Consider the following 12,440-nt stretch of genomic DNA (forward strand, 5'->3'; position numbering starts at 1 on the left):
ATTCAGGTTTCTAACAGGGATTGGTTGGTTATGAGGATAGCAGTATTAAACTATGATAGATGTCAGCCCAGAAAGTGCAGCAAAGAATGCCATAAATACTGTCCCAGAGTAAGGACAGGTGATGAAACAATCTATTTTGGTGAAAAAGGAAAACCTATAATTTCTGAGGAACTTTGTGTAGGCTGTGGTATTTGTGTTGATAAATGTCCCTATAAGGCTATAATGATTATCGGATTACCGGAAGCACTTAAAGAACCTCCGACACACAGATATGGAACAAATGGTTTTGTGCTTTATGGACTTCCTACCCCACAGGCAGGAAGAGTTACAGGTATTCTTGGTCCAAACGGTATAGGTAAAAGTACCGTAGTCAATATACTATCCGGTACACTTGTTCCAAATCTTGGTGAATACAAAGAGGAATCCAGCTGGGACAGGGTTATTGAGAGATATTCAGGTACACAGATTCAGGACTATTTTAGAAAACTGGTAAACGGCAAAGTAAATGTATCTCAAAAACCACAATACATTGATAAAATACCCAAAGCATTTAATGGAAATACCCGTGAACTACTTGAAAAAGCAGATGACCGTGGAGTACTGAATCAACTGATTGAAAGACTTGACCTGGATGAGATAATAGATCGTAATATAAATGAGTTGAGTGGGGGTGAACTCCAGAGAGTTGCAATTGCGGCCTGTATGGTTAAGGATGCAGAATTCTATTTCTTTGATGAAATAAGCCCCTACCTTGACATCTATCAGCGTATAAATGTTGCACAACTTATACAGGAACTTGCACAGGAAAAAGCTGTTCTTGTTGTTGAACACGACCTCGCTATCCTTGATATGCTTGCAGATGTAGTTCATGTTGCCTATGGAGTTCCCGGAGCATATGGTGTAATCACCTATCCTAAAGGTGTGCGTATAGCCATTAACCAGTATCTAAAAGGTTATCTTCCTGAAGAAAATATTCGCATTCGTCCAGAACCAATCGAGTTTGAGGTTCATCCCCCGAGAGCTGAAGCAGAAGTTGAAACACTGGTTGAATACGGAAAATTCTCTAAACAATACAAGGATGGTTTTTCGTTAACATCTGATGGAGGTTCATTAAAACAGGGCGAGGTGCTTGGTGTAGTTGGACCCAATGGTATTGGGAAATCGACTTTTGTAAAGGTACTTGCGGGAGAAATAGAACCTGATGATGGTGAACTTGATTTTGACATCAATATTTCTTTTAAACCCCAGTATGTCAAGGGTGATATCAATCTCAGGGTACAGGATTTTTTGAGAAGTATCACCAGTAGGTTTGATACCAGTTATTATCAGGGAGAAATTGCAAGACCACTGCAGATTGAAGAGTTATATGATAAGATGCTCCCCAATTTAAGTGGAGGAGAACTGCAAAGAGTTGCAATCGCTGCCTGTCTAAGCCGTGATGCGGATATGTATATCCTTGATGAACCAAGTGCACATCTGGATGTAGAACAGCGTTCACTGGCAACAAAAGCTATCAAGCGTTTTGCTGAAAATAATAAAAAGACCGCTATGGTGGTTGACCATGACATTTATATGATTGATATGTTGAGTGAGCGGTTGATTGTATTTGAAGGTAAACCGGCTGTATATGGTGTAGCAAAAAGACCATCCAGTATGCAGGAAGGTATGAATAAATTCCTTTCCAACCTTGATATAACTTTCAGAAGGGATGATGATACATCGCGTCCCAGAGTAAACAAGCCGAATTCCCGATTGGACAGGGAACAAAAATCAGCAGGAGAATATTATTATTACGGTTTTGATGAATGAAATTTAACCGGTCTGGATTTCTCCCCTGTTCATTTTAACTGCATCGGTGTATGCATCGTACATATTGTATATCCAGAATATGGGATAAAGTACAAATCCAACAGCAGCAAACATTGTAACTATTAATATTATAGCAATTACAAAAAACATCTGACCTTTTTTAACCTGCTGGTTATATATTTGACCAAGTCCTGGAAATATTAATGAAAGCCCTAATGCAGCCAGAGGGTTTTTTAATCTCTCTTCATTTGTATTATCCATGATTAACCTCCACTTCCCGTCAAATATTTATGTAGTTTTTAGTATAAGTGCTTTTTCAATCTTTTTATAAAAAGTAACGTAAATAATTTCATCTGGTACCTTGTGGGATTTCGTATTCATATCCGTTATCAGGAATATGCCCTTTAAGAACCTTAAATTCCCTGTTCATCATAAAAATACTAAGCATGAAGGATAAAAATCCGGCAATTGGGAATGCTATCCATACTCCTTTTAAATCGAAAAATCCAGGCAGTATAATAACCAGAGGTATCAGAAAAAGAATCTGGCGCGATACAGACAGAACAAATGAAGGTTTTGCTTTACCAATAGCCTGATACAAAGTGGCTCCTATAAATTCAAAACTTGCAAGCGGTACAACCAGTACCATAATTCTTATTGCGGATTTTCCAGAGTTTATAAGATTTGGGTCATTACTAAAAACACCAAAAAGTTGTTCAGGGAATGCATAAAATATTGCAAAACCGATGGATGCCATTACAGTAGTAACAATAATCGATAATCTTACAGATTCCATCACTCTCTCAAAGTTTCTGGCACCGTAATTGAATCCCACAATAGGTTGTAACCCCTGAACAATTCCTATCATCGGCATGAATATAAACATGAACAGTCGGTTTATAATTCCAAAAACAGCGATTGAAACGTCTCCTCCATATATTGCAAGAACATTGTTAAGTACCACCACCATCAAACTGCTGGATGATTGTCTGGCAAAAGGTGACAACCCTATGGTAATGTTTTCTTTTATGATATCATATTGTGGTATCAGATTTTTAATATGAAGTTTCAGTATGCTTTTTCCGCTGAACAGATAATATACAAGGAATAATGAACCGATAAGCTGTGAAATAATAGTAGCAGAGGCTGCACCTTTAACACCCCATCCAAACCCAAATATAAAAATGGGGTCAAGGATGATGTTTGTCACTCCCGCGATGACCATCGTAAACATTGCCATGTTGGCGTTGCCTTCTGCACGCACGACATTGTTTGTAGCCATTGCAAAAATAAAGAATATACATCCATAGGTGATGATACGAAGGTAATCTACAGCATATGGGAGGATTGTATCGGTTGCACCGAAGGCTTTCATTATAGGATTAATATAAAGACTTACTGCAACAGTTATCAGGGCACTGAAAACAAAAATAAGGAATATGACATTTCCAAGCGTTTTTTCAGCTCTGTCTATATTGTTCGACCCGAGATTACGGGATATAATCGAGGCTCCGCCAATACCAATTATAAGACCCAAACCAGCCATAATCATCTGCACAGGAAATGCAACGGTTAGCCCTCCGATGCCCTGGGCACTGGCTTCCCCAAGGGCTTTTCCCACAAAAATAGTATCAACTATATTATAGAGAGCCTGAATCACCATGCCTGCAATGGCAGGAGCTGATAATTTTAATAGGAGGTTACTGATTTTTTCATTATTCAGTAATTCTCTTCTATCATTCAATATAACTCCTCTCTATTAACAGGATTAGTATTCCAGTAAGTATTCAGACGGCTGGTTTAAAAAATCTGTAATCTTCATCGATATATAAAAATGTATATCAAGATTACAATATGTACTCTACTGTTTTTGTGGATTAATCCCTAAAGTTTTCATCTTTATAAGGGTTTTGAATGATGTATATTGTGATATGTGAATTTAGGCTTTGTTTCTTGAGAGATACCACGTCAAAAATTCCGTATACAGTATAAGTCCTATAAGGGTCGACCATATAATAAGCAATATATGGAAATTATTTACAGGAACCAGACCGTTTGCAAGAACCATGTGTTGGTATGTTAGGAACCCTATAACTGTTTCCGGTATAAGAAGTACCAAAACCACAGGCGCAGAAACAAGTAACAGTATAGCCATCATGGATGATACATTAATAAGTAAAAGGAGAGCAAGTAACGAAAATATTCCGAATATAAGTATTGATGTGATGGTTATCATTTCCATAAAATCCCTCTTTTATTATTCCTTTCGTTTTATATTTATATAGGCGGATATTGGAGCTAATGAGAGTAGTGCAAGAATCGCCATAAAGGCTGTAACCATGAATTTGGTTGCATCAATTCTTGTTATTATAGGTTCTTCATGTTTCTGTTCTGTGACTACACCTTTGTCCACATAAAGTATTGCGGAATTCGAAATAGCCTTTGTCTGGTTGTTATTTATATCAACTTCCAGTTCAGGTAAAACATATCTTCCGGATTCATTGGTTGTTATTGTGTATGTTATTTCTTTATCTGCTTTTGGACCTACTTTACCACTCCATTGTAAATCACCAGAAACCAGATTTAGCCCTTCAGGGATGCTGTCTGTGAAACTGATATTTGCTATTCGGTTGCCGGTGTTTTCAATATTTATTGTCACTTCTACATTGTTACTAATGTTTATAGAATCAGAACTTAATGATTTGTCCACTTGTACCCATGAACTATGTACATCTATTTCCTTTTCACTGGATTCAGTAGTATATTTATTACCTTCGTCAACCCATTCAAGTACTGCAGGTTTTAATGTATATCTTCCGGGTTTTGTTGGTTTGATTTGATAGGTTACTTTTTTCGTTGAATCAGAATTAACTACCACTGATTTTTCCAGTGAATCGTTTCCAATGAGTGTGAATGAGTCAGGGATTTCATCGGTAACATCTAACAGTTTTTTGGACTTGCCCATGTTGTGTATTATTAAACTAACCTGGACAGTATCATTTTTGTTTTCCCTGTACAGTGTAACATCTTCTTTGCTAATTTCTTTTTCTATTTTCATGTATGAGTTAATATGAGTGCTGACCGTTTTTGAATCGGTATAGGTGTTACCGCGATAATCACGCCCTGAAACTACAAAACTGGTAGCCATATTTTCCCCGATTGGGTTATTTGGAGGGTCGATCATAACAGGGAAAATTTTGCTCTTGTTTTGGTCTATTACATTGCGCACCATTACTGGTTGGGCAATTTTTCCGTTGTTTGATGAACTTTCAAGTTTAACTTCCTGTACAGGAATGTTGCCTATGTTTTCTACAAGGACTTTGTATTCAATAGTTTTATTTGGGTTATAGCTGTCTTTATTGTTTAAAATGTCAATAGAAAAGTCTGGATTTCCGGGTCTATATGTTTCAAGATATACAATTCCCTTTTCAGGGTATAGACTCGCAACTCTTACCATAAACTCATTGTAATATTTTCTGGATTCAGCTTCTTTGTAATTGTCTGTGAATATATTTTTCTTATAAGGGTTGGAAACTTCAAGCACAACTTCCTTTTTCTTAAATTCCTTTACTTGTACAGTATAGTTTCCGTTTTTTAGTTCATCCCCTTTATGGAATCCCTTTCTTTCGGTATCTTTAACCCATGCCTTTTTATAAACATGTCTGTAAAGCTCAACAGAAACGTTATTCCTGTTTATATCATGAATCTTTATTTTCAGGTCATCTTCATATGTATTTTCACTGTTGGCTTTTGTATCAAAAAATAACTTCTCTTTATATACATTGTTCTGGTAAATAAGGACATTTGCAGAAGGTGGGTTTGTGCCGGGGTTTATTTCATGAATTTTGATAGTGTAGGGTCCAACTTTTGCACGTTCATCCTTTGAGAGTTTATATTCTCCTCCATATTCCCATATGAGCTCATCCTGAAAAGAGTAGGCAGATACAGCCGGAACTAACTGGAAAATTAAAAAGACTAACATTAGCAGGATAATTATTCTGGAGGCTTTTATCATCAAATTTCTTTACGTAGTCATATTTTTTAAATGTTATTATTTTATATTTATTTTTGACATAAAAATATTTTATTTAATCTGGCTGAGGTTAATTTTTTATACTTCATCACCCTAAAACCTTTCAAGGGTATTCTTATGGGGAATGGTCTATTATCTCAAAATATACCATACACAGAATTGTTTGTATCAGATCTGGTTTTTGCAATTGCAGTTTTGTTGGCAGGTTTTATATTTGCTCGGATTTTAATATCACTGTTTAATAAAGGGTTAAAAAAGACGCATTTACCGGGTCTTGTAATTGAATTTTTATCCAGATTTTTGTCTATACTATTATATGTGCTTGTAATTCTTGCATTTGCAGGTGCGCTTGGTTTTGCAGTGGGATCGGTATTTTTGGGTCTTTCAGCAGTTATTGGTTTGATTCTTGGATTTGGTATGCAGGATACCCTGACAAACTTAACGGCAGGGATATGGATAGCGACCTTACGGCCCATTGATAAAGACGATTATGTAACTATAAATGGAATGTTTGGAAAGGTGGAAGCAGTAGGTATGATGGCGACTGAAATCCTTACTCCTGATAATCAGTTTATTACAATACCCAATCAACTTGTATGGGGAAGTGCAGTAATTAATGATACCCGTATGCCAATAAGAAGAGCAAGAGTGGATGTAGGAGTAAGTTATGACACTGACCTTGATAAAGCAATCCAGGTGGCTTTTGATGTTATGAAAAACAACTCAATGGTACTTGATGACCCTGCACCTGCTGTAATAACATCAGAACTTGGTGATTCTTCGGTTAATCTCCAACTGCGTGCATGGGCAAACAACGAAGATGTCTGGACTGTTAAATGGGACATTACCAGTGAAATATTCAAAGCTTATAGAAAAGAAGGAATTGAGATTCCATATCCACAGATGGACGTTCATCTGGATAAAGAAGGGTAATAATAAGTTAAATGCACCTTAAATGGTGCATTTTTCATAAATCTTCTCTTATAATTCTTGCAATATTATCTCCAACTTCAGATGTCTTGGAACTTCCACCCATATCATAGGTTTTGATTTTGTTCTCAGCAATGCTTTTTTCGATTGCTGACAAAATATCATTTGAAGCTTCAGTTTCACCAAGTTGATCAACAAGCATTGACCCTGCCCATATGGTTGCAATAGGGTTGACCTTGTCCTGTCCCTTATATTTGGGAGCAGACCCATGTATTGGTTCAAACATACTGGTGCCTTCAGGGTTGATATTGCCTCCGGGAGCAAGTCCAAGACCACCCTGAATCATTGCACCAAGGTCGGTGATAATGTCACCAAACATATTCGGAGTTACAACAACATCGTACCATTCAGGGTTTTTGGCAAACCACATTGTAATGGCATCCACATAATTGAAATCGGTATCAATTTCAGGATAGTTTTCTGAAATATCGTTAAACTGCTCTCTCCAGAAACCATAGATATCAGACAAAACATTTGCCTTGTCTACAGATGCGACATGTTTGTCTTTGTTTCTCTTCATGGCAAGGTCAAATGCATATTTAATAACCCTGCGAGTCCCTTCTTTTGAAATCATGCCTATCTGGTAGGCGATTTCTTCACTGTCGGTTTCTATATCCAGACCGAACTTTGTGCTGTACATAGACCTTGTTACTTCGAGTTCTTCTTCACTGATTCCTTTCTTTGCTCTTCCGCCGATTCCGATGTAGAAGTCTTCTGTATTTTCTCTGACAACTGTAAAATCAATATCTTTGGGGTTCTTGTTTTTAAGCGGTGTCCAGACACCATCCAGAAGTTTGACCGGTCGCAAATTTATATACTGGTCAAAGTAAAATCTGGCTTTAAGCAGTATACCTTTTTCAAGTACACCTGGAGCAACTCTTGGATCTCCTATAGAACCCAGATATATTGATTTATAATTGGAAAGTTCTTTGAGTGTATCTTCTGATAACAGTTCACCAGTTTCTAAATAGTGGTCTGCACCATTTGGAAATTCTATCCAGTCAACATCGAATCCGTGTTTTTCTCCGGCTGCATCAATGACTTTTCGCCCTTCTGCTATGATTTCGGGACCTACACCGTCTCCCGGTATAACTGGAACTTTGTATTGTGTCATATTTGTCTCCTGTAATTTATTTATCATTTTAATGGTCTTTTTATCTGTTTTGGATCAGTTAACAAGCTTTTTTGTGTATTCTATCAATCCACCAGCATCTACGATTTCACGGACGAAATCCGGAAGTGGAGTTGCCTGATATTTTTCATTCTTTGTTTTGTTTTCTATAACACCAGTGGAAAGTTCGACTTCGATTTCATCCTCCTCTTCAATCTTGTCTGTTTCTGAACATTCAAGAAGAGGTACACCTATATTGATTGCGTTTCTAAAAAATATACGTGCAAAGGATTTGGCAATTACACACCCGATTTTTGTACCTTTAAGAGCAAGGGGTGCGTGCTCTCTTGAGGATCCGCATCCAAAGTTGCTACCTGCAACAATGATATCGTTTTCTTTTACATTTTCAGCAAAATCAGGACGTATTCCTTCAAACGCATGTTTTGCAAGTTCTTCAGGAGTATTAAAAATTAGATACCTCCCTGGAATTATAGCATCAGTATCAATATCCTCTCCAAATTTCCAAACTTTTCCTTTCATATCTATCACCGGATAACTAAATTTTACATTTATTAAATACGTTATTGTGTAATGATTGTTTTAATAGAATTTAGAAACTAATAATCCTAAATAATAGTTGTTACTGTTTATTTAATAGAGTGATAATTTCCCTGAAATTCTCTATCCTGATATACTTTTGGTTTTTGATAACATAAAATTTTAAAGATTAGATATAATGACTGCACCAATACCCAAATTCAGCAGAAAACGGCAGATGTTTTTACTATCAATTGGGACGTTTTGTGTATTTCTGGGAATCCTTTCTCTTATACCACTTCTTCCAGATATATCAGAGGATTTGAATATATCAAAGTCACATCTTGGCTGGGTTGCAGGAACATTCCTTATATTCATGGCTCTTTTGCAGGTTCCATTTGGGTTAATATCGGACAGGTTTGGCAGAAAAGTTCTGATATTTTCCGGAATTTTCATTTTCGGAACTGGCGTGGGTATACTATCATTTGCTTCCAATTTTATTACTTTGCTGTTTGCCAGAGCAGTATCAGGCACAGGGGCAGCAATATTCTTCCAGACTTCTTTTACAATGGTGGGTGATATGTTTAAGTATCAGGAACGTGGGAGAGCCATGAGTGTACTGGCTGTAGCAACCGGTTTTGGGACAATATCCGGCTACTCAGTAGGTGGGATATTTGGAGGTATATACGGCTGGAGAGAAGTATTCATGGCGCTTGCAGGGATAGCGTTTTTTGTGTCATTTTTGTCACTTTTTATGCGTGAGACCCGGGTTGAAATTACAGAAAGAAAAACAACATCCAATGTCCTTCAGTTCTCCTTTGATATGTTCAGGAAAAGAACCATTGTATTTATAACACTTATTGCGATGTTGTGCGATATGGCAGCGATAGGAGCATCTTATGTAGTACCGTTTTTTGCCAAAGATGCGGGTATTACAACAGCAATTACCGGTTTGATATTTATACCACACGCTGCCGTTAGTTCACTGGGAGCATCATTTAGTGGTTGGGTATCAGATATAGTTGGCAGGAAAAAACCACTTGTTATAATAGCAATACTGGGTGGATGTGCACTGTTTCTACTCTCACAGATACCGCCTATTTCTTTGATTATAGCATTTAATTTTGCATTTGTAGGTTTATGTTTTGGTCCAGTGGTTACACTGACCTCTACGTTACTGGTGGATGAAGTGGTAAAAGTGGATTCATCAATTATTGCCACTACAATGGGTACTTTCAATATGGTTCGATGGTTAGGTTCAGCTGCAGGACCGGTTATGGCAGGTATATTTCTGGAATTTTACGGTACAAGAATAGCGTTCATACTTCTTTCGGTGACAGTTTTTGTTTCAGTGTTACTTGCAGTAGGTATAAAAGAAAAAAGAGAATATTATTAAACCATCTCTTCAGTTTTTAAAATTCCTCTTGCAGCCATTACCCCCGTAGCAGCAGCGTTAACAATGTCTCTTGATAACCCAGTTCCATCACCTGCTGCATAAAGGTTTTTGATGCTGGATTCCATGTTTTGGTTAATCTGCACCTGCATGGCGTAGAATTTTATTTCGGGGGCATATAATAGTGTTGAATCAGACGCAACACCTGGTATAATCTGGTTTAGGGTTTCAAGACCTTCGATGATGTCCATCACAATTCTGTGGGGCATTGCCATGGAAATATCACCCGGTGTAACATCTTTTAATGTATTGACAACTGGATTACGTGCAAGTCTCCCATCGGTAGACCTTCTACCGCGCCTTAAATCGCCCATCCTCTGGAGTACAGGTTTGCCCCCTCCAATAGTTGTGGCTAATTTGGCTATGGAACGAGCGTATTTTGTAGTGTTTTCTATGGGGTGGGTCAGTTCTATGTGTACAAGGAATGCAAAATTGGTGTTTTCGGAAGTTTTTTTGCGCAGAGAATGTCCGTTAGTAGCGATAAAATCCTCATATTCTTCTTTGACCACAAATCCATGTTCATTTGTACAAAAAGTACGGACAAAATCGTCATATCTTTGGGTCTGTATGTGGAATTTGGGGTCGCGGTTGATATTTGTAACAGGGTCCATTATAATAGCTGGGACTTCTACACGGACACCTATATCGATACCACCATATTTTGCAGAAATTGAATGTTTACTGACGATATTGTTGACCCATTCTCCACCGACACGTCCCGGGGCAAGCATTGTGTAACGGGATTTTATAATTTTATCATTGTCAAGTACAATACCTCTGCATTCATTATTTTCAACCAATATATCCTGTACTTTGGTATTTAATAAAAATGAAACGCCTTTATCATCCAGACCCTTTTTGAATCTGGATATTAATGCAGGGGTATTGTCAGAACCGATGTGTCGCTGTTTAATTTCAATAAACTGGGCGCCAACGGATGCAGCCCTTCGTTTTAATTCCTCTATTTCCTGTGTTTTGTAGGATGGTATAATTTCAGGAGCGCCGTATTTTAAAAACACATCATCCACATAATCTACCAGTTTCCAGGCACTGTCCTGGTCACCTGTCAGTTTAGCAAGGTTTCCTCCTATATCGGGTCGTAAATTAAGCGTTCCATCTGAATATGTTCCTGCTCCACCAACACCACACATAATGTCACACGGTGCACAGTGTGTGCATTGCTGAACCGAGTCCATAGAACATTGTCTATTTTCAATGTCCTGACCCATTTCAACGACCAGTACTTTCAGGTTCTGGTCGCTTAATTCATTCGCAGCAAACATTCCTGCTGGACCAGAACCAATTATTATCACATCGTATTCCACATCTGGGTCTATTTCTTCTTTGTCCAAATTCATGGGATTGTACCAGCCATTTAAATCGGTAGCACTATTTTTGTATGACAGATTTTTAGGATAGGATCTTTTCTAATTTATCCATTGATTTTGCAAGTTTGATTTCCTGGGCTATTCTTCTGCCTGTGGATAAATCAGATTCTATAAAATCAGAATATGGAGAACCTGAAGGGTAGAGATTTGTGCCTGCAACTATACGTGCTGATATTTCAAATACTTTAATCTCTAATTTATCGGTAACTACAGTTTCAAGACAGAACGGTCCTATCATACCGCCAAAGAGGCTTAATGATTCCTCAACAACTTTTTCTCCAAGTGAAAATACATGCGGCAAAAGTGATTCACGTGCAACAAGCGGTACGTTTCCTGTAACAACATATGTTGGATTGATACCTGCATCTTCGAGTTCCTTTGATGAACCCAGTCTAAAGATTTCATCAGCATTGGATTCGACCCTTCTGTCCATGCTGAGCATTTCAAGAGTTCCTTTGCTTAATTTATATCCTTCTTCCCTTAATGGTGAATAGAAGAAATGGAAATAGTACCTTGTACCTACTATAAATTCCTGAACAACATAATTTTCGTTGGGGTCTACATTTTCTTTAAACTCTTCGTAGTTTTTGGCAATAAAGAAACCGCGACCGCCTTTAGCACCCTGATATTTGACCATTACCGGTCCATTGATATCTTGGGGATTGATTACTCTGGGCATATGGATGCCAGCTCTTTCAAGCCATTCTCTTTCTTTTGTCCGATTTGATTCCCAGTCAAGAACATCCCGGTTTCCAAATGTAGGGATTTTAAGGTTTGCAAAATTATCGGCACCTACATACTCCACGAAAGAACCGTGGGGTACAAGTATTGCATTTTTTTCTATGAATTTATCGGTCATGTTAGGGATGTCTTTGTAACTATCAACGATGATAAACTCATCAGGTTTTGCTTTCGGGAATGCGTCATAATATTTGGGAGGATTTCCTACACAAATACCGATTGTCTTGAACCCTTCTTTACGGGCGCCGTCAAAAATCTGCAGGCTTGAATGTGAACATACTGTTGCGATAGCCAGATTGTCAAAATCATAGTTTTGCAGAATTTCTGAAATTTGTTCTTCTGTGACCATAATTAAACACCGGTGAATGACATTAAATA

11 protein-coding genes are annotated in these 12,440 nt (G+C 37.7%); 3 read left to right on the forward strand and 8 right to left on the reverse strand.

Annotated features, from left to right (window positions below):
- Positions 1-30: 30 nt before the first annotated feature.
- Entirely contained in the window at positions 31-1,809 is a 1,779-nt protein-coding gene (locus tag METEV_RS00405) for a ribosome biogenesis/translation initiation ATPase RLI (RefSeq protein WP_013193576.1), read from the forward strand.
- Between the two features lie 3 nt (positions 1,810-1,812).
- Here the strand turns inward: METEV_RS00405 and METEV_RS00410 are convergent, their stop codons facing one another.
- The 4 genes from METEV_RS00410 to METEV_RS00425 form a co-directional block, all read right to left on the reverse strand.
- The gene (locus METEV_RS00410; RefSeq protein WP_013193577.1) at positions 1,813-2,070 is read right to left on the reverse strand and encodes a DUF5683 domain-containing protein; all 258 of its coding nucleotides are present in this window, start codon (positions 2,068-2,070) and stop codon (positions 1,813-1,815) included.
- An 88-nt stretch (positions 2,071-2,158) separates the two neighbouring features.
- Entirely contained in the window at positions 2,159-3,553 is a 1,395-nt protein-coding gene (locus tag METEV_RS00415; protein ID WP_013193578.1) for an MATE family efflux transporter, read from the reverse strand.
- Between the two features lie 195 nt (positions 3,554-3,748).
- Positions 3,749-4,051, reverse strand: a complete 303-nt coding sequence (locus METEV_RS00420) for a hypothetical protein (RefSeq protein ID WP_013193579.1) — start codon at positions 4,049-4,051, stop codon at positions 3,749-3,751.
- A gap of 15 nt (positions 4,052-4,066) precedes the next feature.
- Complete coding sequence (locus METEV_RS00425; protein WP_198008147.1) at positions 4,067-5,791, reverse strand: BatD family protein; 1,725 nt, start codon at positions 5,789-5,791, stop codon at positions 4,067-4,069.
- 168 nt (positions 5,792-5,959) lie between these two features.
- Here METEV_RS00425 and METEV_RS00430 point away from each other — a divergent pair, with 168 nt between their 5' ends.
- Positions 5,960-6,775, forward strand: a complete 816-nt coding sequence (locus tag METEV_RS00430) for a mechanosensitive ion channel family protein (RefSeq protein WP_013193581.1) — start codon at positions 5,960-5,962, stop codon at positions 6,773-6,775.
- A 34-nt stretch (positions 6,776-6,809) separates the two neighbouring features.
- On the opposite strand, the gene METEV_RS00435 is transcribed toward METEV_RS00430, so the two are convergent.
- Positions 6,810-7,946 carry an isocitrate/isopropylmalate dehydrogenase family protein gene (locus METEV_RS00435; RefSeq protein WP_013193582.1) on the reverse strand — a complete coding sequence of 379 codons (1,137 nt, stop codon included), beginning with the start codon at positions 7,944-7,946 and terminating at the stop codon, positions 6,810-6,812.
- Positions 7,947-8,000: 54 nt separating this feature from the next.
- Positions 8,001-8,483, reverse strand: a complete 483-nt coding sequence (locus METEV_RS00440) for a 3-isopropylmalate dehydratase small subunit (RefSeq protein WP_013193583.1) — start codon at positions 8,481-8,483, stop codon at positions 8,001-8,003.
- Between the two features lie 196 nt (positions 8,484-8,679).
- On the opposite strand from METEV_RS00440, the gene METEV_RS00445 reads away from it, so the two are divergent.
- Entirely contained in the window at positions 8,680-9,876 is a 1,197-nt protein-coding gene (locus METEV_RS00445; RefSeq protein WP_013193584.1) for an MFS transporter, read from the forward strand.
- Here the strand turns inward: METEV_RS00445 and METEV_RS00450 are convergent.
- Positions 9,873-11,291, reverse strand: coding sequence for an NAD(P)/FAD-dependent oxidoreductase (locus METEV_RS00450; RefSeq protein ID WP_013193585.1), 1,419 nt, complete (start codon positions 11,289-11,291; stop codon positions 9,873-9,875). The two genes, METEV_RS00445 and METEV_RS00450, sit on opposite strands and share 4 nt — an antisense overlap.
- A 52-nt stretch (positions 11,292-11,343) precedes the next feature.
- Positions 11,344-12,411, reverse strand: a complete 1,068-nt coding sequence (locus METEV_RS00455) for a formate--phosphoribosylaminoimidazolecarboxamide ligase (protein WP_013193586.1) — start codon at positions 12,409-12,411, stop codon at positions 11,344-11,346.
- Positions 12,412-12,440: the final 29 nt, after the last annotated feature.

Origin of the sequence: Methanohalobium evestigatum Z-7303 (assembly GCF_000196655.1) — an archaeon.
GTDB classification, from domain to species: domain Archaea; phylum Halobacteriota; class Methanosarcinia; order Methanosarcinales; family Methanosarcinaceae; genus Methanohalobium; species Methanohalobium evestigatum.

What these genes read in the sequence shown, in the direction of transcription:
- METEV_RS00440 (WP_013193583.1), bottom strand. Translation starts at nt 8,483, where the DNA reads ATGAAAGGAAAAGTTTGGAAATTTGGAGAGGATATTGATACTGATGCT.
- METEV_RS00435 (WP_013193582.1), bottom strand. Translation starts at nt 7,946, where the DNA reads ATGACACAATACAAAGTTCCAGTTATACCGGGAGACGGTGTAGGTCCC.
- METEV_RS00445 (WP_013193584.1), top strand. Translation starts at nt 8,680, where the DNA reads ATGACTGCACCAATACCCAAATTCAGCAGAAAACGGCAGATGTTTTTA.
- METEV_RS00450 (WP_013193585.1), bottom strand. Translation starts at nt 11,291, where the DNA reads ATGAATTTGGACAAAGAAGAAATAGACCCAGATGTGGAATACGATGTG.
- METEV_RS00420 (WP_013193579.1), bottom strand. Translation starts at nt 4,051, where the DNA reads ATGGAAATGATAACCATCACATCAATACTTATATTCGGAATATTTTCG.
- METEV_RS00405 (WP_013193576.1), top strand. Translation starts at nt 31, where the DNA reads ATGAGGATAGCAGTATTAAACTATGATAGATGTCAGCCCAGAAAGTGC.
- METEV_RS00455 (WP_013193586.1), bottom strand. Translation starts at nt 12,411, where the DNA reads ATGGTCACAGAAGAACAAATTTCAGAAATTCTGCAAAACTATGATTTT.
- METEV_RS00410 (WP_013193577.1), bottom strand. Translation starts at nt 2,070, where the DNA reads ATGGATAATACAAATGAAGAGAGATTAAAAAACCCTCTGGCTGCATTA.
- METEV_RS00430 (WP_013193581.1), top strand. Translation starts at nt 5,960, where the DNA reads ATGGGGAATGGTCTATTATCTCAAAATATACCATACACAGAATTGTTT.
- METEV_RS00425 (WP_198008147.1), bottom strand. Translation starts at nt 5,791, where the DNA reads ATGTTAGTCTTTTTAATTTTCCAGTTAGTTCCGGCTGTATCTGCCTAC.